This window comes from Agrobacterium sp. DE0009 (assembly GCF_007680755.1).
Taxonomy (GTDB): domain Bacteria; phylum Pseudomonadota; class Alphaproteobacteria; order Rhizobiales; family Rhizobiaceae; genus Agrobacterium; species Agrobacterium tumefaciens_B.
Genome location: NZ_VEIU01000001.1, coordinates 1,365,120 through 1,384,305 on the forward strand (window position 1 = coordinate 1,365,120; position 19,186 = coordinate 1,384,305).

17 protein-coding genes are annotated in these 19,186 nt (G+C 60.0%); 6 read left to right on the top strand and 11 right to left on the bottom strand.

The features are described from left to right. Positions 1–11: 11 nt before the first annotated feature. From FS804_RS06915 to edd, 5 genes are all read left to right on the top strand, one after another. Positions 12–1,298: an FAD-binding oxidoreductase gene (locus FS804_RS06915; protein ID WP_144575823.1), complete on the top strand. Its 1,287-nt coding sequence runs from the start codon at positions 12–14 to the stop codon at positions 1,296–1,298. A 38-nt stretch (positions 1,299–1,336) separates the two neighbouring features. Beyond that, positions 1,337–1,723 carry a hypothetical protein gene (locus tag FS804_RS06920; protein ID WP_063949830.1) on the top strand — a complete coding sequence of 129 codons (387 nt, stop codon included), beginning with the start codon at positions 1,337–1,339 and terminating at the stop codon, positions 1,721–1,723. A 78-nt stretch (positions 1,724–1,801) separates the two neighbouring features. Beyond that, the gene (zwf, locus tag FS804_RS06925) at positions 1,802–3,277 is read left to right on the top strand and encodes a glucose-6-phosphate dehydrogenase (RefSeq protein WP_063949739.1); all 1,476 of its coding nucleotides are present in this window, start codon (positions 1,802–1,804) and stop codon (positions 3,275–3,277) included. Positions 3,278–3,286: 9 nt separating this feature from the next. Beyond that, positions 3,287–3,985, top strand: a complete 699-nt coding sequence (gene pgl, locus FS804_RS06930; protein ID WP_063949738.1) for a 6-phosphogluconolactonase — start codon at positions 3,287–3,289, stop codon at positions 3,983–3,985. A gap of 125 nt (positions 3,986–4,110) precedes the next feature. After that, the gene (edd, locus tag FS804_RS06935; RefSeq protein ID WP_063949737.1) at positions 4,111–5,931 is read left to right on the top strand and encodes a phosphogluconate dehydratase; all 1,821 of its coding nucleotides are present in this window, start codon (positions 4,111–4,113) and stop codon (positions 5,929–5,931) included. Between the two features lie 69 nt (positions 5,932–6,000). Here edd and FS804_RS06940 read toward each other — a convergent pair whose 3' ends face one another. The 6 genes from FS804_RS06940 to FS804_RS06965 form a co-directional block, all read right to left on the bottom strand. Next, positions 6,001–6,357: a hypothetical protein gene (locus FS804_RS06940; RefSeq protein ID WP_063949736.1), complete on the bottom strand. Its 357-nt coding sequence runs from the start codon at positions 6,355–6,357 to the stop codon at positions 6,001–6,003. 229 nt (positions 6,358–6,586) lie between these two features. Then, positions 6,587–7,675 (bottom strand): ABC transporter ATP-binding protein, encoded by a 1,089-nt coding sequence (locus FS804_RS06945; RefSeq protein WP_144575825.1) that lies wholly within the window; start codon positions 7,673–7,675, stop codon positions 6,587–6,589. Positions 7,676–7,695: 20 nt separating this feature from the next. Continuing rightward, on the bottom strand, positions 7,696–9,351 hold the full coding sequence (locus FS804_RS06950) for an alpha-glucosidase family protein (RefSeq protein ID WP_063949829.1): 1,656 nt from the start codon (positions 9,349–9,351) through the stop codon (positions 7,696–7,698). A 36-nt stretch (positions 9,352–9,387) separates the two neighbouring features. After that, a complete protein-coding gene (locus tag FS804_RS06955) occupies positions 9,388–10,548 on the bottom strand; it encodes a carbohydrate ABC transporter permease (RefSeq protein WP_144575827.1) in 1,161 nt (386 codons plus the stop codon). A gap of 1 nt (position 10,549) precedes the next feature. Then, positions 10,550–11,563 (bottom strand): carbohydrate ABC transporter permease, encoded by a 1,014-nt coding sequence (locus FS804_RS06960; RefSeq protein WP_186376689.1) that lies wholly within the window; start codon positions 11,561–11,563, stop codon positions 10,550–10,552. Between the two features lie 101 nt (positions 11,564–11,664). Continuing rightward, the gene (locus FS804_RS06965; protein ID WP_144575829.1) at positions 11,665–13,026 is read right to left on the bottom strand and encodes an ABC transporter substrate-binding protein; all 1,362 of its coding nucleotides are present in this window, start codon (positions 13,024–13,026) and stop codon (positions 11,665–11,667) included. Between the two features lie 277 nt (positions 13,027–13,303). On the opposite strand from FS804_RS06965, the gene FS804_RS06970 reads away from it, so the two are divergent. Further along, the gene (locus FS804_RS06970) at positions 13,304–14,329 is read left to right on the top strand and encodes a LacI family DNA-binding transcriptional regulator (protein ID WP_144575830.1); all 1,026 of its coding nucleotides are present in this window, start codon (positions 13,304–13,306) and stop codon (positions 14,327–14,329) included. Between the two features lie 196 nt (positions 14,330–14,525). Here the strand turns inward: FS804_RS06970 and folD are convergent, their stop codons facing one another. From folD to FS804_RS06995, 5 genes are all read right to left on the bottom strand, one after another. After that, a complete protein-coding gene (folD, locus tag FS804_RS06975) occupies positions 14,526–15,425 on the bottom strand; it encodes a bifunctional methylenetetrahydrofolate dehydrogenase/methenyltetrahydrofolate cyclohydrolase FolD (protein ID WP_144575832.1) in 900 nt (299 codons plus the stop codon). Between the two features lie 77 nt (positions 15,426–15,502). Next, complete coding sequence (locus FS804_RS06980; RefSeq protein ID WP_144575834.1) at positions 15,503–17,266, bottom strand: GumC family protein; 1,764 nt, start codon at positions 17,264–17,266, stop codon at positions 15,503–15,505. Between the two features lie 112 nt (positions 17,267–17,378). Continuing rightward, complete coding sequence (locus FS804_RS06985; RefSeq protein ID WP_063949729.1) at positions 17,379–18,053, bottom strand: WecB/TagA/CpsF family glycosyltransferase; 675 nt, start codon at positions 18,051–18,053, stop codon at positions 17,379–17,381. A gap of 204 nt (positions 18,054–18,257) precedes the next feature. After that, positions 18,258–18,791 (bottom strand): hypothetical protein, encoded by a 534-nt coding sequence (locus FS804_RS06990; RefSeq protein ID WP_144575836.1) that lies wholly within the window; start codon positions 18,789–18,791, stop codon positions 18,258–18,260. Further along, complete coding sequence (locus FS804_RS06995) at positions 18,791–19,159, bottom strand: hypothetical protein (protein WP_063949727.1); 369 nt, start codon at positions 19,157–19,159, stop codon at positions 18,791–18,793. The genes FS804_RS06990 and FS804_RS06995 overlap by 1 nt, the downstream gene beginning before the upstream one ends. Between the last annotated feature and the right edge of the window lie 27 nt (positions 19,160–19,186).

Sequence of the window (19,186 nt, forward strand, 5' to 3'; positions counted from 1 at the left end):
GAACCACGAGCATGACATGGCAGAGCCCGATTGCGCCGGGACTATCCTGGTATCAGGCAACCGTTGGCGAGCGGCCGGACTACCCCGCCCTCGACGGGCCGAAGCAGGTCGATGTCGCGATCATCGGCGGCGGTTATACCGGCCTGCAGGCGGCGTGTAACCTTGCGGAAAACGGCGTGTCGGTCGCCCTCATCGAGGCGCATCGTTTTGGCGATGGTGCTTCCGGCCGCAATGGCGGCCAGTTCGGCACCGGTCAGCGCTCATTTCCCGACGAGATGGAACAGGAAATCGGCTTCGAGCAATCGAAGCTGCTGTTCGACATCGCCGAAGATGCCAAAAACTACGTGCGTGACTTCGCCAGCAGCCGCGGCATCGACATGGAGTATCTACCCGGGCAGCTTTATGTGGCGCACAAGGCGGGCTACGAGGACGACTATCGCCGCAGCGTCGATGCGATGAACAATCGCTACGGCTATCCGCATATTTCCTACATGGAGCGTGGCGAAGCGCGCAAACGTGTCGGCTCCACCCATTATTTCGGCGGTACGCGCGATACCGGCACCGGCCATATACACCCGTTGAAGCTGCTCGTCGGGCTTGCAAAAGCGGCAAAGGATGCCGGCGCTCAGATTTACGAGATGACGCCGGCGAAATCGATCCGGCAGGTGGGCGGAAAGTCAATCATCGAAACGCCCTTCGGCACGATTACCGCGCCGCGGGTGCTGATTGCCACCAATGCCTATATCGGTAATCTGGAGCCGGTGACGGCGGCCCATATCATGCCGATCCGCTCCTTCATCGGCGCGACCGCACCGCTCGACGCCTATCCAGACATCATCCCCGGCAAGGAGGCTGTGGCAGACTCTCGTTTCGTGGTGCGCTATTTTCGCAAGACTGCCGATAATCGCCTGCTGTTCGGCGGACGCGAGGCCTATACGGCAGATACGCCGCGCGATATCTCAACCCATATCCGCCGGCAGATCGCGGAAATTTATCCCGAACTGAAAGCTGTCGAAATCACCCATTCCTGGGGCGGCTCCGTTGGCATCACCCTCCCGCGCACGGTGTTCGTGCGCGAGGTCATGCCCGGCGTCACCTCCATCGGCGGTTATTCCGGTCACGGCGTGATGTTGTCGAATTATTGCGGCAAGCTTTATGCCGATCTGGTGCTCGGCAAAAAGGACATGCTGGCGCCCTTCGCGCGGCTGAAAGTCCCTGCCTTCCCCGGCGGCACGTCGCTCCGTGCGCCGTTGCTCTTTCTGGCGCTGTCGTGGTTCGCGTTGCGAGACAGGTTTTGATCCTTCAGAATAAACAGGGGGTTCAAACAGGGGGTTCGATGGAAAAAGCGGATGACCGGCTTGTTACTATTGCCACGGGCTACGGGCTCGCTGAGACGGCAGTGACGGCGTCTTTCCTGCGGGCATATGGAGTTCAAACCGTTGCGCTGCCGAGCCAATTCGCCTCGATCTTCTGGCATTACGCTGTTGCGCTCGGCGGAATAGAGATCCGGATTGCTGGGCGGCAATTCGAAGAAGCGCAGATGTTGTTGGATAGCATCGAGCAAAGCCAGGATACCGGACGTACTTGCGCCATCCACCTGTTCTGGCGGGGTATCGCCGCAGTCATGGTATTGTTCCTGTTTTCCGTGCCCCCACCGGCAAAAGGTCTGTTCCGAAACGCAACCCATTCTACATACGGCCTAAGGCCAAACCAAAATTCATAATTTCACCCAACTGAGTCTGGCATTTTTAAATCGATTAGATTATGGATGCCCCAACCCTTGAAGATCGAGAGAATCGATATGAGCAGTCAGATCATTCCTGTTGAACCTTTTGATTGTGTCGTTTTTGGCGGCACGGGCGACCTTGCCGAGCGCAAGCTTCTGCCGGCCCTTTATCACCGGCAGATCGAAGGGCAGTTCACGGAGCCGACCCGCATCATCGGCGCGTCGCGTTCGGTCATGACCCATGAGGAATATCGCAAATTCGCGCAGGACGCGCTGAAGGAGCATCTGAAGGCCGGCGAATATGACGACGCCCAGGTTGCAGTGTTCCTGAACAGGCTATTTTACGTGCCCGTTGACGCCAAGGGCAGCAATGGCTGGGATGTGCTGAAGAAGCTGCTGGACGAGGGTAAAGAGCGCGTGCGCGCCTTTTATCTGGCCGTGGCGCCGGGTATTTTCGGCGATATCGCCGACAAGATCCGCGAACACAAGCTGATTACCCGCTCGACCCGCATCGTTGTCGAAAAGCCGATCGGCCGCGATCTCGCTTCGGCGCAGGAGCTGAACGACACCATCGGCCATGTCTTCAAGGAAGAGCAGATCTTCCGCATCGACCACTATCTCGGCAAGGAGACGGTGCAGAACCTGATGGCGCTGCGTTTCGCCAACGCGCTTTACGAGCCGCTGTGGAATTCCGCCCATATCGACCACGTGCAGATCACCGTTGCCGAAGCGGTCGGTCTTGAAGGCCGCGCCGGTTATTACGACAAGGCCGGTGCGCTGCGCGACATGGTGCAGAACCATATCCTGCAGCTGCTTTGCCTTGTCGCCATGGAACCGCCTGCTTCCATGAATGCCGAAGCCGTGCGTGACGAAAAGCTCAAGGTTCTGCGCTCGCTGAAGCCAATCGACACCAGCAACGTCGAAAAGCTGACGGTTCGCGGGCAGTACCGCGCCGGCGCTTCCGCCGGTGGCCCGGTCAAAGGTTATCTGGAAGAGCTGGAAGGCGGCGTTTCCAACACCGAGACCTTCGTCGCCATCAAGGCCGAAATCGCCAACTGGCGCTGGGCCGGCGTTCCCTTCTACATCCGCACCGGCAAACGCCTCGCGACCCGCGTTTCGGAAATCGTCGTCACCTTCAAGCAGATCCCGCATTCGATCTTCGACGATGCGGCCGGCAAGATCGAGGCCAACAAGCTGGTCATTCGCCTGCAGCCGGACGAGGGCGTCAAGCAGTCTCTGCTCATCAAGGACCCAGGCCCGGGCGGCATGCGCCTGCGTCAGGTGTCGCTGGACATGAGCTTTGCCGAAGCCTTCAACGTGCGCAGCCCCGACGCCTATGAACGCCTGCTGATGGACACGATCCGCTCCAACCAGACGCTGTTCATGCGGCGCGACGAAGTTGAGGCCGCCTGGGACTGGGTCGACCCGATCCTGAAGAGCTGGGAAGAGCTGGGCCAGGGCGTGCAGGGCTACACGGCTGGCACCTGGGGTCCAAGCGGTTCCATCGCGCTGATCGAGCGTGACGGTCGCACCTGGCATGATGCCGACTGAGGGCCTTCAATGAGCGAAACAATCCACGTCTTCGACACCCCTGCAGCGCTGGCGACAGCGCTCGCGGCGGAAGTTGCCAAACGCCTTGATGAAGCAACCAAGGAACGGGGGACCGCAAGCATTGCGGTTTCCGGCGGCTCGACACCGAAGCTGTTCTTTCAGGCGCTTTCCCATCACGAACTCGACTGGCCCAATATCAGCGTGACGCTGGTGGACGAGCGTTTCGTGCCACCGGAAAGCGACCGGTCGAACCACCGTCTCGTCGCCGAGAACCTGTTGCAGGACAAGGCGAAGGCGGCTTATTTCGTGCCGCTATTCCAGCCTGCCGCTTCCCCGGAAGACGCGGCAACCCTTGCGACCGTCAAGACCGAAGCGATCTGCGATCCGTTCGATGTCGTCATTCTCGGCATGGGAACGGATGGCCATACGGCATCGTTCTTCCCCGGTGGAGACAATCTCTACGAAGCGCTTGACCTCGATGAGCCGCGCGGCGTCCTGACCATGGCGGCGGAAACTGCCGGCGAGGAGCGGTTGACCTTCAACTTCTCCAGCCTGCACGATGCCGGTTTTCTGGTGCTCCACATCGAAGGTGCGGCCAAGAAGGCAACGCTGGAGAAAGCGCAGTCCGGTGAGGATGAGGATGAAATGCCTATTCGTGCCGTGCTGAACCGGGCGGAGACGCCTGTGGATATATACTGGGCGCCATAACCCACCGCGGCTGCCGCCTCTGCGGCCCGCGACAAGCGCCCCGAAGACATGAAGACTGAACCACGACAACCGGCCGCTCACCTCCCGGAACGCCGGTTGCCGACCAACGAACAGGATGAACGCCCATGTCCGCCGATTCCCGCATTCAGGCCATTACCGCCCGCATCGTCGAACGTTCCAAGCCATACCGCGAGACCTATCTCGAGCGGCTGCGGCTGCAGGTTTCCAAGGGCGTTCATCGTTCCGTGCTTTCCTGCGGCAATCTCGCGCACGGGTTTGCGGTCTGTTCCCCCGCCGACAAGGACATCCTTGCCGGCGACCGGGTTCCCAATCTCGGCATCATCACCGCCTATAACGACATGCTTTCGGCGCACCAGCCCTATGAGACCTTCCCCGCGATCATCCGCGATGCGGCGAAGGAAGCGGGCGGCATCGCGCAGGTTGCGGGCGCCGTTCCCGCCATGTGCGACGGCGTGACCCAGGGGCAGCCGGGCATGGAGCTTTCGCTGTTTTCCCGCGACGCCATCGCCATGGCTGCCGGCATCGGCCTCTCGCACAACATGTTCGACGCCGCTCTCTATCTCGGCGTCTGCGACAAGATCGTGCCCGGCCTCGTGATCGCTGCCCTTGCCTTCGGTCACCTGCCCGCGGTCTTCATTCCCGCCGGCCCGATGACATCAGGCCTGCCGAATGACGAGAAGTCGCGCATTCGCCAGCTTTATGCCGAAGGCAAGGTCGGTCGTGCGGAGCTGCTCGAAGCGGAATCCAAATCCTACCACGGCCCCGGGACCTGCACCTTCTACGGCACCGCCAATTCCAACCAGATGCTGATGGAAATCATGGGCTTTCACATGCCCGGTTCCTCCTTCATCAATCCGGGCACGCCGCTGCGTGACGCGCTGACGCGCGAGGCCACAAAGCGCGCGCTCGCCATCACCGCACAGGGCAATGAATTCACGCCGGCAGGCGAGATGATCGACGAGCGATCCGTCGTCAACGGCGTCGTCGGCCTGCATGCGACAGGCGGTTCCACCAACCACACCATGCACCTGATCGCCATGGCGCGTGCGGCGGGTATCATCCTCACCTGGCAGGATATTTCCGATCTCTCGGACATCGTGCCGCTGCTCGCCCGCGTTTATCCCAACGGTCTTGCCGATGTGAACCATTTCCACGCCGCCGGCGGCATGGGTTTCCTCATCAAGCAGCTCCTGAAGCAGGGCTTCGTGCATGACGACGTCCGTACGGTCTTCGGACAGGGGCTTGCGGCCTACACAGTGGATGCAATGCTTGACGAGAAGGGGGCCGTCACCCGCCAGCCCTCCCCGGAACAGAGCCACGATCCGAAGGTGCTTTCCAGCATCGAAGCCCCGTTCCAGCCGACCGGTGGCCTGAAGATGCTGACGGGCAATCTCGGCAAATCGGTCATCAAGATTTCCGCCGTCAAGCCGGAACGCCATATCATCGAAGCGCCGGCCATCGTTTTCCACGACCAGCAGGAGCTTCAGGACGCCTTCAAGGACGGCAAGCTCAATCGCGACTTCATCGCCGTTGTCCGCTTCCAGGGGCCGAAGGCTAACGGCATGCCGGAACTGCACCGTCTGACGCCGCCGCTTGGCGTGCTGCAGGATCGTGGTTTCAAGGTGGCGCTGGTGACCGACGGGCGCATGTCCGGTGCGTCCGGTAAGGTGCCGGCCGCCATCCATGTGACGCCGGAGGCTTCCGATTGCGGTCCGATCTCGCTCATCCGCGACGGCGATATCATCCGTCTCGACGCGATTTCCGGCTCGCTCGAGGTGCTGGTGTCCGCCGCTGAACTGTCAAAGCGCGAACCGGCGCGTGCCGATCTCTCAGGCAATGAGTGGGGTATGGGCCGCGAACTTTTCGCCCCCTTCCGCCGCAATGCCGGCCCCGCCGATCAGGGCGCCAGCGTCCTGTTCCATTGATATTCGGGGATGGATGTTCGGATGAACAAGACGGGTCAGGGCGGGCTTTAAGAGCTTCGCCCTGATAACTCAGAACGACCTGATATCCAGCTTCCGGTCACGATGCGCCGGATGCGTGCTGAACACGAAGATGCGGTCCAGTTCCTTCTGCGTCAGCATGCGCAGGAAGCGGACGTGGATGGTGTTGTTGGCGTTGACGCGCAGCATGACGCAGCCGATCTTGCTGATGCGGGCGTCGGGAATATCGAGATAGAACTGGTTCGGCAGGTTATATTTCGTTATCAGCGCCAGCACTGCCTCGGTCTGCGAAATGCGGATGACATCGCAGCGGCGCGCCGCCATGTGCATCACAGCCTTTTCAGTATATTCGATGCGTGCGGCATTCATTGTATCTTCCATGCGGAACCGGCTTTCGCGGTCATACATGAAAGATTCTTCCTTGCTCAGGTAATGGTTCCTGATCACACCGGTACCGCTTTGCACGCCCAGACTCCATGCTCGATCAATGGAGCAAGACTAGGCCATAGTCTTTAACAATTCATATCAGCGCCGTCTTAAACAGACCGGAAGTGGGACATTCGCGGCGTTTTTCCACAGGCGAAAAACCTGAGAAAACCCCGAAACGAGTGGCGTTCCGGGGCTTCAGCCTAAAGCGTCAGACGCGGTAGGTCTTGCCTTCGGCGTTGAAGAGGTGGAGTTTTTCCTGCGGCGCGGCGAAACGCAGGGTCTGGCCCTTCGCAGCCGAAACGATGCCTGGTGCCTTGACGATGATCGGCTCCTGCCCTTTCGGTGCTTCAAGATAAAGCAGGGTAACTTCGCCAAGCGCCTCGACAATCGATACTTTCCCTTCGAAGAGATAGTCGTCGCCAGTGACGATGCTCAGATCTTCCGGCCGCACGCCGAAGCTTGCGGCCTTGCCCTGTTCGCTCCCCGGCGTGGAAACGTTGACGACGAGCGTCTTGCCGCCGGCAAGCTCGATCGATGTCCGCTCTCCGGTCCCGACGATCTTGCCAGCGATGATGTTCATGGCTGGCGAGCCGATGAATTTCGCAACGAAGAGATTGGCCGGGTTCTCATAAAGTTCGAGCGGCGCACCGACCTGCTCCACGCGCCCGGCATTCAGAACGACGATGCGGTCGGCGAGCGTCATCGCCTCCACCTGATCGTGAGTGACGTAGATCATCGTCGTCTCGGCCATCTGCTCGTTGAGCTTGGCGATCTCGATGCGCGTGGCGACACGCAGCGCCGCATCGAGGTTGGACAATGGCTCGTCGAACAGGAAGACCTTCGGGTTGCGGCAGATCGCGCGGCCGATGGCAACACGCTGGCGCTGGCCGCCCGAGAGAGCCTTGGGCAGACGCTCCAGATATTGCGTCAGCTGCAGGATTTCTGCAGCGGCGCGGACGCGGCGGTCGATTTCCTGCTTGTTTTCCTTGGCGATCTTCATGCCGAAGGCCATGTTGTCATAGACCGTCATATGCGGATAAAGCGCGTAGGACTGGAACACCATGGCGATGCCGCGGCGCGAAGGTGGGATCTCGTTGACGAGCTGTCCGTCAATATACATCTCGCCTCCGGTGATCTCCTCCAGACCCGCGATCATGCGCAGCAGCGTCGACTTTCCGCAGCCGGAGGGGCCGACGAAGACGATGAATTCGCCCTGTTCGATCGAAAGATCGATGCCGTGCAGCACCTTCACCTGTCCGTAGGATTTGCGGATATCCTTGAGAACGAGACTTGTCATGGGTGGTCCTCCCTGTTCTGTCAGGCGTAACGGGCGAAGAACGCGCCCCACGCCGGAAGTTCTACGTTTCTGCCTTCGAGCGCGGCTGTAAAGCCGTGGCCCTCCAGAACCTCCCAGTTCCCATCCGGCAGCGATGCCTTTGCCGGCGTCGCCGACAGATTGAAGAGGCAGAGAATGGTTTCGTTTCCGAGCGTCCTTGTGTAGCTCGACACCTCGCCCTGAACGGGCTGGAACTCGATGCCACCTTTCGCGAAAGCCGGGTGCTGCCTGCGGAAAGTGAGGAAGCGACGGTAATGTTCCAGCACGGATGCCTCATTGCCCTGCTGGGCGCTGACGGCGCGCTGCTTGTGCTCCGCCGGAATTGGCAGCCACGTTTTGTCGGCTGTCGAGAAACCCGCCTGCGCATGGCCGGCATCCCACACCATCGGCGTGCGGCACCCATCGCGGCCCTTGAATTCCGGCCAGAACTGGATGCCGTAGGGGTCCTGCAAATCCTCGAACGCGATGTCGGCTTCGGTGAGGCCAAGTTCTTCGCCCTCATAGATGCAGACGGACCCGCGCTGTGTCATCAGCAGTGCCGAAAGGACCTTGGCAAAAGCGTCCTTGTCCTCGACATGCTCGCCCCAGCGGCTGACATGACGCACGACATCATGGTTGGAGAATGCCCAGCAGGCCCAGCCTTCCGGCGCAGCTCTCGCAAAATCCGCCTGCACATCGGCGACGCGCTGCGGGGTCAGCGCGTCGGGCGCCAAGAATTCGAAGGCGTAGCACATCTGCATCTTGTCATCGCCCGACGTATACTCACCGACGATCTCCAGACCGCGTTGGCTGTCGCCCACTTCACCGACGGCGGCGATATCCGGAAACTCGTCCAGCACCGCGCGGAAGCGCTTCAGGAAGGCAATGTTTTCCGGGCGGTTCTTGTCGTAGAGATGTTCCTGGAAGTTATAGGGATTGACCGCAGGCGCGGTGGAAGCATTGCGGCGCTCCGGAGCCAGCGCCGGGTTGTCGCGCAGCTCGAGGTCATGGAAATAGAAGTTGATGGTATCGAGGCGGAAACCATCGACGCCGCGCTTCAGCCAGAAACGTGTGATGTTCAACAACTCTTCCTGCACTTCCGGGTTATGTAGATTGAGGTCCGGTTGCGAGGTCAGGAAGTTGTGCATGTAATATTGCATGCGGGTCGGATCCCACTGCCAGCCCGAGCCGCCGAAGATCGACAGCCAGTTGTTGGGCGGCGTGCCATCCGGTTTGGCGTCCGACCACACATACCAGTCCGCTTTCGGATTGTTGCGGCTGGCGCGGCTTTCCACGAACCAGGGATGCTGGTCCGAGGTATGCGACAAAACAAGATCGATCATGACGCGGATGCCAAGGCGATGGGCCTCCGCAATCAACCCGTCGAAATCGGCCAGCGTACCGAACATCGGATCGACATCGACATAATTCGAGACGTCGTAACCAAAATCCTTCATCGGCGAGGTGAAGAAGGGCGAAATCCAGATTGCATCGGCACCCAGATTGGCGATGTGATGGAGGCGGTCGGTAATGCCCTTGAGGTCACCGATGCCGTCGCCATTGGAGTCCTGATAGGAGCGCGGATAGATCTGATAGATAACAGCGCCGCGCCACCAGTCCTTGTTGGGCGTCAAAGCGGAAGTCACCGAAGCGGTCATTGATTTGTCCTGTCTGGTATGGGCGTCCATGGTCTGTCAGCCTCCCTTGACGGAGCCGGCGAGCAAGCCACGCACGAGATAACGTTGAAGCGCGAAGAAAACGCCAAGCGGCACGACGATGGTGACGAAGGCCGAGGCGGTAAGGATTTCCCAGTTGCCGCCGCGCGAACCGAGCAGCGCGTTGAGCGCACCCGTCAGCACGAGTTCGTTCTTCTGCGTTCCGAGGAAGACCATGGCGACGAGCAGGTCATTCCAGGTCCAGAGAAACTGGAAGATGGCGAAGGAAGCGAGCGCCGGGAAAGAGAGCGGCAGGATGATCTTGACGAAAATTTCGAAATCGCTTGCGCCATCGACACGGGCGCTTTCGATAATTTCCTTGGGCAGCCCGGAAATATAGTTGCGCAGCAGATAGATGGCGAGCGGCAGTCCAAAGGCGGTGTGTGCCAGCCAGATGCCGGCATAGCCTTTGGAAGAGACGCCGAAAATATTGCCGATTTCTGTGTACATGCGAAGCAGGGGAATGAGCGACATTTGCAGCGGCACGACAATCAGCCCCACCACCATCGCAATCAGCAGATTGCGGCCGGAAAAGCTCATCCACGACAGGGCATAGGCTGCAAAGGCGGCAATCAGGATCGGGATGATCGTTGCAGGCACAGCAACCGTCAGCGAATTGACGAAGGACTGGCCGATGCCCTCAGAGGTCAGGACCGTGCGGTAATTATCGAGCGTGAAGACAGGCGGGGTGGCGACGGAAATATAGACGCGCTTGGCGCGCGAACCCTCGAAACTTGAGGCTTTGCTATATTCGTAACCGCCGTCCTCCTTGACCAGCAACGTCTCGCCATCGCCAATGTCAGCGGCTTCGCCTGCCTTGAATGCTGTCGGCTCCTGCACGCGCACGCCGAAGGCCGCGACCTTGCCGCCCTGGCCGTTTTCGAAGACATTGCCTGATATGACATAGCGGCTGCCGTCCTGCTTCTGCACGGAAGCATCGGCGAGACGAACCGCCGAGGTCTGTTCGGAACTGGAAAATGCTGTCCACCAGCCGGAAACGGTGATCTGGTCCTTGTCGCGCAACGAACTCACGAGAATGCCGAGCGTGGGCAGGAGCCAGAGAAGCACGACGATCAGAACGCTGGCATGGACGATGAGGCGCGGCAGGCCGACGCGGCGGAGGCGTTTGACGATATCCATCTCAGCGGCCCTCCATCTCACGATTTGCCTGGCGGATGTTCCAGATCATGATCGGTGTGACGGCGGCCATGATCACCAGCGCGATGACAGCGCTTCTGCCGCTATCGCCGCCGCCTCGAAACATCCAGTCGAACATGAGGTTCGCGAGAACCATGGTGTTCCATTGGCCGTTGGTCATGGTCAGCACGATATCGAAGACCTTGAGCACGAGAATGGTGATCGTCGTCCAGACGACGGCGATGGTGCCCCAGATCTGCGGAACCATGATCTTCCAGAAGATTTGCCAGCCATTGGCACCATCGATGACGGCCGCCTCGATGGTTTCTTCCGGTATGCCGCGCAGCGCTGCGGACAGGATGACCATGGCAAAACCGGTCTGGATCCAGATGAGGATGATCATCAGGAAGAAATTGTTCCAGAAGGGCATGGAAATCCACACCTGCGGATTACCGCCGAAAAACTCGACGACAGCATTGAGAAGACCGATCTGCACCTGGCCCTCTGCCCGATATTCATAGATGAACTTCCAGATGACGGAGGCGCCGACGAAGGAGATCGCCATCGGCATGAAGACGATGGATTTGGCGATGTTGCCCCACCAGATGCGGTCGGTCATGACGGCGATCACAAGGCCGAAGAAGGTACAAGCAGCCGGCACGACGGCCAGCCAGAGGATATTGTTGAAGATCGACTGGCGGAATCCGGCATCGAAGAATGCCCAGCGATAATTGGCGAGGCCGACGAACTCATTGCCGGACCGGTCGTAAAACGACAGGATCAGCGTGGCGATGACGGGATAGACCAGATAGACGAGAAGCAGGATCAGCGCCGGGCCGATAAACAGCCAGGGGCGGACGGCGGCGCGGCGGTTCAGATTTCGGGATGCATGAATGACGTCTCCCGAGCGCACCGGGAAGATCACCTGGAGCGCCTTGTCCGATAACCAGTAATAGGCGGCACAGGCGAAAACGCCAGCCACCATGACGCCGATGGCAGACACGAGTTGTTGAGCCATGGTCCCTCCCTTGATCCTCTCCGCGCCGCGCTGCTTATCCAGTCGGCCGCTCATGCGGAAGAAGCCCGGCGGCGAACCACCGGGCCTCGTCTCGTCAGGTGTTATTTCAGGCCGTCCCAGGCCTTCTGGATATCGGCCGCGACCTGATCGGCGGATTTGCCGCCGACGAAATCGATCATGCCGGTCCAGAATGCACCGGCGCCGATCTTGCCCGGCATCAGGTCGGACCCGTCAAAACCGAAGGTCGTCGCCGTGGTCAGGATTTCACCCTGGCGCTTCATCTGCTCATTGGCATAGGTTTCGACATTCACGCCCTTGTACGGGGTGAGAAAGCTGGACTGTGCCATCCAGACCTCATGGGCGATCGGTGTCTGCAGGAAGTTGACGAACGCCTTTGCGGCGGGCGATTCCTTGGTGATGGTGACAAGCGTGCCCGCGCCCAGAACCGGCTTGCCGAGCTCAGGCTTGGAGGCGTAGGTCGGCATGTAGAAGAAATCAACGTCCGTCCCCACCTTGGTACCCGCCGGGAAGAAGGAGGGAACGAAGGACGCCTGATGGTGCAGATAGCACTTCGGCGGAATGTCGAAGAGGCCCTTGGGGCTGTCACGGAAATCCGTGGAGGCAACGGCTGCAACGCCACCGCTCACATATTTTTCGTTCTTGGCAATCTTGCCGAATTCATTGATCGCCGCCACAACCGCCGGATCGGTGAACTTCACCTCATTCGTCGTCCATTTCTGGTAGACGTCGAGTGGCTGCGTGCGCAACATCAGGTCTTCCACCCAGTCGGTGGCCGGCCAGCCGGTCGCGCCGCCGGAACCGAGGCCAATGCACCAGGGCGTGCCGCCATCGGCGACGATCTGGTCGGTCAGCTTGAACAGGTCTTCCATGCTTTCGGGCACTTTATAGCCCGCTTCTTCGAAATTCTCAGGCACGTACCAGACGAGCGACTTCACATCCGCCTTGAAGGGGAACGCGAAATAGGCCTTGTTGCCGTCCTTGCCCTTGTAGCTGCCGAGATCGACCCAGGATTTGCCCGCGCCATAATTCTCCTCGACCCATTTGGCCGTGTCGTCGCCGAGCGGCACGAGGAAGCCTTTGGCAGCCAGATCGGCCAGCAGACCCGGTTGCGGGAGAATGGCGATATTGGGTGGCGAACCAGCCTGCGTATCGATGACGATCTGCTGCTCGTAGTTTTCCGACGAGGAGTATCGAACGTTAACGCCCGTCGCATCGGCGAAATAGGCAAGCACGGTCTGGAAAAGGGCCTCGTCCTCACCGCGCCAGGGTCCGAAAATCGTCAATGTCTGGCCCTTCAGGTCGGCATGGGCCGTCTTGAAGTCCTCATAGCTTTTCCAGTTGAATTTGGTGTCCTGGCCCGGCGCGAATTTCAGATCGGCAGAAAAGGCCGAACCCGACAGCAGCACGATCGAAGCAGCCGTCGCCAATAGAGTCTTCCGCATGTGATTTACCTCCCATCACATAAAAGGCTCAAAGCGCAGCTCTTCCAATCAAAGCGCTTTGGCTACCTATTCATCTCATTGTCGCCGAGACGGAGTCAAGAGGGAGTTTGCGTAGAAACCGCGCATATCCTTATCAATAGTCATATTAATTCAGAGAGATTGACGTCATTTTCGATTGAGAAAAGCGGAAGGGGCTGTTAAAAATCTAAAGCGCTTTGGGAATGTGAGGAGTGGCTTTTGGCTGATTCCCTGAGCGCGCATGGAGGAATTCGCAGACATGAACCTTAAACAGTTGTCGCAACTGCTGGGTATTTCGCAGACGACCATCAGCCGCGCGCTCAATGGCTACCCTGAGGTGAGTGCGGAGACCCGGCGCCGCGTCATGGAGGCAGCCGAAAAGACCGGCTACCGGCCGAATGCGGCAGCGCAGCGGCTGGCAACGGGCAAGGTGGGCTCCATCGGCCTTGTCATGCCGATCGGCGAATATCACCGTTCAGACGTGCATTTCGGCGAGTTTCTGAGCGGGCTGGGTGAAGAGGCATCGCGCAGCGGCTTCCATCTGGTCATCATGCCGACAGAACCCGAAAAAGAGCGGGACGCCCTTCGAGGGCTTGCCGCCAGCGGCAGTGTCGATGGCATCTATCTCGCCTACATGAAGAATAACGACCCGCGCATCGCCATGATGCAGTCGCTCTCCCTGCCCTTCCTCGTGCACGGTCGTTCGGTTGGCGTTGAGGAGACATATCCCTATCTCGACGTTGACAACGAGGGCGCCTTTCGCGATGCGACGCAGCTTCTGCTACAGCTTGGTCACCAGCGGATCGGGCTGCTGAATGGCCCCGAGGGTTATGACTTCACCTTCAGGCGCTGTCTCGGCGTGGAAAAGGCGCTGGCAGCCAATGGTCTTTCGCTCGATCCCGCCAACACGCGTCATAGCAGCATGACGGATGAAGAAGGGTTTCTCGGCATGGAGGCATTGCTGTCACGCCCGCAAAAGCCGACCGCCATTCTCTGCGCCAGTACCGCGCTGGCGCTCGGCGCGATTCGCTCGCTCAATCAACGGGGCCTGAAACCAGGCAAGGATATTTCGCTCATCGCTCACGACGACGTGCTGCCGCTTCTCAAGCCCGATAATTTTTCCGTTCCGCTGACCACCACGCGCTCGTCGCTGAGGGCAGCGGGGGTGCGTGTGGGTCAGCGTTTGATCAATCACATCAAGAACGACCACAAAGACCCACATCAGGAACTCTGGAAGGCGGAACTTGTGGTGCGCGCCTCGACGGGACCGGCTCCGAGAACGTAAAGTCTGGCCTCCATCCCCCCGGCCGTCATACCGGTCTTGAGCCGGTATCCAGCCAGCCCTAGTCCTTGGGCTGAAAAGAGTCGCCTTGCCGCGCAGACGCGCGTCGGCTGCATTCCGGCTCAAGGCCGGAATGACGGAAGTGAGTGGCAGCGCACAAAAATTCCTGTGCCGTATCGTTCGATTGAACGCGACAGGCTTAAAACTTTGGCGCGGTCAGACCCAGCGCGCGATAGGCAGCGATAACCGTATTCGCCATCAACATGGCAATCGTCATCGGACCGACACCGCCGGGGACAGGCGTGATCGCGGCGGCGACGGCGCTCGCCTCGTCAAAGGCGACATCGCCCACGAGCTTGGATTTGCCTTCGCCCTTTTCCGGGGCCGGTATGCGGTTGATGCCGACATCGATGACGGTCGCGCCCGGTTTCACCCAGTCTCCCTTCACCATTGCCGCACGTCCGACAGCGGCGACCAGAATATCCGCCGTCTTGCAGATGCTGGCGAGGTCCTTGGTGCGTGAATGCGCCATGGTCACGGTGGCGTTGGCATTCAGAAGCAGCTGGCCCATCGGCTTGCCGAACAGGTTGGAGCGGCCGATGACAACGGCGTTGAGACCGGAAAGATCGTCGCCATGAATGCCGCGCACCAGAAGCATGGCGCCAGCCGGCGTGCAAGAGATGAGGCCGGTGGCGAGATCGCCGGTCGCGAGCTTGCCGGCATTCAAGACGCTGAGACCATCGACGTCTTTCTCCGGCAGGATCGACTGGATGATCTCATCCGAATTGAAATGTTTCGGCAGCGGCAGCTGCACGAGAATGCCGTGGATGGAAGTATCGGCGTTCAGTTCGCCGACCAGCTTAAGTAGCTCACCTTGCGTCGTTTCTTCCGGCAGCGTGTGCTGGATGGAGTTGAAACCGCATTGCTTGGCCATCTTGCTCTTGGAGTTCACGTAGGCATGGCTTGCCGGATCATTCCCGACGATGACAACCGCGAGACCGGGCTTCACGCCCATGTCCGTCTCAAGCGCTTCTGCCGATTTGCGGACCGCCTCCGTTACCGAAGCCGCCTTCGCCTTCCCGTCAATCACAACTGCCATGCGTCCTGCTCCTGCTGGGTTACGTAGGCTCCGTATGGTGCCCCCGTCGCAGGAATGCAAGCTAAAATGCGGCGTTTTCAGGCTGTTTTGCGGTAGCCTTCACGGCGGTCGGCGTAATCGGTAAGGCACTCCTTCAGGAACGCCAATTCCCGTCGCAATTCCATCAGCTCCTCGGCTTCGGCCTGAGCATGATCGAAGTCCCCGGAGAGGGCTTCTGCCAGAAGCGGCGGCAACCCTGGTGATGCGGGATCCGCCGTTCTGACGGTTCGGTTGCCCATCAGTACCTGACGCACGCGTTCGTCCAGCGGCATATCGTCCGCGTCGTTTGCGGCCTCGCCGTAATACTCGGCAAAACTTTCCTCGTCAGCGTTCGCATCCGCTTCTGCGGGAAGAGGCTGCAGGTCGTCGAATACGGCGGGCTCGATCGGCTCGAAATCGGAAAATTGCGGCGCGGCAACGAAGGAAACTGGCTGCTCACCGGTTTCGGCAGTCGGAAGAACATCGTCTTCTTCGTCATGGCGTCGATAGCTGAGGAGATAAAGGCTGCCCAGCAGGCCGATCAAGGCCCCGCCCCCCGCAAGCATCGCAGCCTGCGTGAGGTCCCGGGACAATTCTCCCGGACCAGCTTTTGTCGTCAGGCGCGTTTCGATGGCGGGCGTTGCGGAAGCCGTCAGGTCCCGGCGTTCGCTTGCTTCCAGATAGGTATTGCGCGCCGCTTCCAGTTCATTCTGCAACCTGGAGAATTCACCGGGCGCGACACCCAGCGCATTCAGACGATCAAGATATGTCTTCTGCCCGGCGGTATCTGTGGCGATCTCCTGGCTGATGCGCTTCTCGTCCGCCCGCAGCCCGTCGAGCACTTGCCGCAATGCTGGAGCCGCAAGCGCCTGCACGGCATCCACCGCGTTCTGGGCGGCGATGCGGCGGGGATGTTTCGGACCATAGTCGACAGAAACGGTGGCAAGCGCCATGCTGGCGCTCGCGTGCTTTTGCCTGATATCCTCAAGTGCAGAAAAAGCCGCACCGGCGGGTAAGGGTTTGGAAAACACATCATTCGGCTTCAGAGCGGCAGCTGCCGTGAGATCGGCCTTGACCAGCTGCTGCTCGCGACCGGACCGCGCCAGCCCCTCATTCACGTCACGCAACTGCTGCTCGAGTTGCTGCACTTCCGTCAGCACCGCATCGCCATGGCGCATCTGAAAACCGTTGACGGCAGCTTCCGCCTCATCCAGTTTTTTACGTGCGTTTTCCATTATCCGCATGGCGGGCGTCATGGTGCCGGCTTTGCCATCCGCCATCACGCGCATGGAGAGATAATCCGTCAGCCGCATGGCGGTCTCAGGCGTGGCGGCCTTGGCGGTCACGACGAGCGTGTTTTCATCCGGGGTGAGCTCCAGGCGGATGGCCTCGCCCACGGCGCCGTTCAATGCCTCCCGCGGAGACACCACCCGGCCCTGACCGCCGGTCAAAAGGTCGAAAAGCAGGCCGAGCTCGCCCTGATTGCGAACGCCGACCATATCGGCTGGCGTCAGCTTCAGATCGGCGGTGACGCGCTCAAGCCCGGAGGGCGAAAGCAGGGTGCGGCGTGCCATTGCCAGAAAACGTGAGGCGTCGGGAGCATCATAGGCGGTCTGCGTTACCTCGATGCGAGCCTGCGAGACATAACCGCGAAAACCGGAATCGACGAGGAAAAGTGGAAGGGCAGCGCCAGCCATTGTTGCTGCTGCCACACAACCGGCCGTCAGGAGCCGGCGACAATGTCTGCGCCACTCAGAAGACGGCGCGGCGACAGCATCCTCGTCAGGGCGAATCGCCATCATGTCCGGATTGTCATCAACCATCTGAACTCGTCTGCCACCCTCGGCGCCGCCCGCAACGGGCGACTGTCAAAACCTTACGAGAGGTTAAAGGATCGTGGCAAACAAATGGTTAACGCGGGCGGCCCTTCAGCATTCAGCCCTTACCAAGCGCGATGTGCCAGGGCTCGGCGCAGAGGCTGTAAAGCCAGCTCATGTGGAGCTTGCGGAAAATCTCCGGCATGCCGGCGACCTCAGAGATCAGGACCTTGAACAGCGGGCCAACGGCGATCGTCAGCCGCGCATCCTCGTGGCTGACGGTGCGGTGCAGCCATGTTTCCTGTTCTTCCTTCAGCATTCCCGCCAGCAACACATCCACCTTAACACCCGTCGCATCCCGGTTCAGCATGACGAAATCGTGCCAGGGCGCGTGGGCGCGCAACCTCGCGAGAACCTCACCGACCTGCGCCCCATCGTCGCCTGCAACACCGATGCGCTTCGGCACCGCCATGTAGGTCAACAACGCCATGGTGAAGGCGACGCCGTCGATGGGGGCGGACAGAGGCTCACCCTCGTCGCGACGCGCAGCAGCCCTTGTTGCCTTGCCTTGCGGCAGAAGCATGCAGCTTTCCAGAACCTGCCGATACGCACTGTTTTTCAGCGAAAGCTTCGCCTTATCGATTGTCAGAAAGGAAAGCATCGTATGGCCGTTTGCGGCCGACGCCCTGCTGCTGACCAGCTCCAGAGCGCCATTCCAGTCGAGGTCACAGACCCGCAAGCCGTGAACAGTCCGCTGCGATACCGGTTGCGCGAAATCCGACGCGAAACTCATTGCTACCCCCAATTTCAGACCCATCCCCGCCGACGCGGCCGGATGGCCTGCGGGTCGGTGGCTGATGGGTTCGTTATAGAGGCTCGGCTTGAATTTAGCCTGAAAGCAATCGCTCGAATATCGTGGGCTGCCGCAAGAGACCGTTAACCGGACGAATGCCTTTTTTGCCGCATCGAAAGGCGGACGGCCATCACGCCGTCGCCCTCAATGGCTCGGAGCAGCTTCTTTTGCGGCTTCTGCTTTTTCGCCTTCGACGAGCTTGACCGAGCGTGGCGTGCCGTTGCCGTTCTGCTCGCGGATGTCGGCTTTCGACAGATAGTCGAGCTGCTCGATCAGCACGTCTTCGACCACCTCGTCATCAAGCTTCTTGTTTAACCCCTCACGGATGCGCTGCTTGAAGGCCTCGGGGTCGAACGTCGAGATGTTGCCGATATTGACCATGGAAGAACCGGCCAGCAGCGTGAAAAGCTCGTCGGTCATCAGCTGCGTTGCCGGCAGCTCAATCTTGGCCATCTTGGCCTTGTCGACGCGCAGCGAAATCCGGCTCAGAAAATAGCCGTTCACCCCGCCATCATTGATGACGGGAATGGTGATGCTTTCGCCTTTCACCAACTGCAGATTGGCCTTTTTCGCCTCCGCCTCATCCGGCGCGGGCGCCGACGCCAACTGGACGGAGAAATACACCGCGCCGAGCGTGACGGCGCAAACCCAGACGCCGGTGAGAAGAAGCTTCAACATCAGGAGGCGGCACCGTACATGAACTGTTCCTGCGAGTAGGTGCCGTCCGTGTCGGCTTCCTGGATCGCGTTCTTGAGCAGATCCGCGACCGCGCGGACCGCGTTGAGATGTGCTTCGACGCGGCTCGCATTGGTCGCAAGCTTGGACTTGATGCCCTTCACCTGCTCCATGTAGCCGGCAGCGATTTCCTCGTGCGGCGTGTCACGAACCAGCATCGTCAGCTCATAGAGGCAACGGCTTTTATGGGCATTGGAGACCTTAAAATCGAACCTGGGGTCCTTACCGATATTTTCATTCTCGTTGTCGATGATCATCTCAAGGCGGCCGAGAACGGATTGGATACGGTGGTCGTTCGACATAAGGTCCATGCTTGTCTCCTCGTTTGGGGTTATCAT

What these genes read in the sequence shown, in the direction of transcription:
- FS804_RS06915 (WP_144575823.1), top strand. Translation starts at nt 12, where the DNA reads ATGACATGGCAGAGCCCGATTGCGCCGGGACTATCCTGGTATCAGGCA.
- FS804_RS06920 (WP_063949830.1), top strand. Translation starts at nt 1,337, where the DNA reads ATGGAAAAAGCGGATGACCGGCTTGTTACTATTGCCACGGGCTACGGG.
- zwf (WP_063949739.1), top strand. Translation starts at nt 1,802, where the DNA reads ATGAGCAGTCAGATCATTCCTGTTGAACCTTTTGATTGTGTCGTTTTT.
- pgl (WP_063949738.1), top strand. Translation starts at nt 3,287, where the DNA reads ATGAGCGAAACAATCCACGTCTTCGACACCCCTGCAGCGCTGGCGACA.
- edd (WP_063949737.1), top strand. Translation starts at nt 4,111, where the DNA reads ATGTCCGCCGATTCCCGCATTCAGGCCATTACCGCCCGCATCGTCGAA.
- FS804_RS06940 (WP_063949736.1), bottom strand. Translation starts at nt 6,357, where the DNA reads ATGTATGACCGCGAAAGCCGGTTCCGCATGGAAGATACAATGAATGCC.
- FS804_RS06945 (WP_144575825.1), bottom strand. Translation starts at nt 7,675, where the DNA reads ATGACAAGTCTCGTTCTCAAGGATATCCGCAAATCCTACGGACAGGTG.
- FS804_RS06950 (WP_063949829.1), bottom strand. Translation starts at nt 9,351, where the DNA reads ATGACCGCTTCGGTGACTTCCGCTTTGACGCCCAACAAGGACTGGTGG.
- FS804_RS06955 (WP_144575827.1), bottom strand. Translation starts at nt 10,548, where the DNA reads ATGGATATCGTCAAACGCCTCCGCCGCGTCGGCCTGCCGCGCCTCATC.
- FS804_RS06960 (WP_186376689.1), bottom strand. Translation starts at nt 11,563, where the DNA reads ATGGCTCAACAACTCGTGTCTGCCATCGGCGTCATGGTGGCTGGCGTT.
- FS804_RS06965 (WP_144575829.1), bottom strand. Translation starts at nt 13,026, where the DNA reads ATGCGGAAGACTCTATTGGCGACGGCTGCTTCGATCGTGCTGCTGTCG.
- FS804_RS06970 (WP_144575830.1), top strand. Translation starts at nt 13,304, where the DNA reads ATGAACCTTAAACAGTTGTCGCAACTGCTGGGTATTTCGCAGACGACC.
- folD (WP_144575832.1), bottom strand. Translation starts at nt 15,425, where the DNA reads ATGGCAGTTGTGATTGACGGGAAGGCGAAGGCGGCTTCGGTAACGGAG.
- FS804_RS06980 (WP_144575834.1), bottom strand. Translation starts at nt 17,266, where the DNA reads ATGGTTGATGACAATCCGGACATGATGGCGATTCGCCCTGACGAGGAT.
- FS804_RS06985 (WP_063949729.1), bottom strand. Translation starts at nt 18,053, where the DNA reads ATGAGTTTCGCGTCGGATTTCGCGCAACCGGTATCGCAGCGGACTGTT.
- FS804_RS06990 (WP_144575836.1), bottom strand. Translation starts at nt 18,791, where the DNA reads ATGTTGAAGCTTCTTCTCACCGGCGTCTGGGTTTGCGCCGTCACGCTC.
- FS804_RS06995 (WP_063949727.1), bottom strand. Translation starts at nt 19,159, where the DNA reads ATGGACCTTATGTCGAACGACCACCGTATCCAATCCGTTCTCGGCCGC.